Below are 250 nucleotides of genomic sequence, written 5' to 3' on the forward strand. Positions count from 1 at the left end.
CTTCGGCACTCCCGCGGTGCTCGTCCGCATCGGTCTGATCGGCTCGGCGGCCACCGCGACCGCGTCGGCCGGGATCGCCGCGGGGGCGATGGGCGCGGAACTCAGGGCGGACCACGATACCCCTCCCTCTTATAGACACCTGACGACGGCGACTAGCGATCAGGAGTAGATCCCGGTGATTGCCGCATCCCTACAACAGAACACGCTCATGCCGGCCTCTGCCCGTCAGACAAACGCGCCGCTGCGCACA

1 protein-coding gene is annotated in these 250 nt (G+C 67.6%); it reads left to right on the plus strand.

The annotated features are described in order from the left end of the window. Positions 1 to 16 precede the first annotated feature (16 nt). Entirely contained in the window at positions 17 to 169 is a 153-nt protein-coding gene (locus tag AMS65_RS20680) for a hypothetical protein (RefSeq protein WP_394324731.1), read from the plus strand. Positions 170 to 250: the final 81 nt, after the last annotated feature.

Origin of the sequence: Leucobacter celer subsp. astrifaciens (assembly GCF_001273835.1) — a bacterium.
Taxonomy (GTDB): Bacteria; Actinomycetota; Actinomycetes; order Actinomycetales; family Microbacteriaceae; genus Leucobacter; species Leucobacter celer.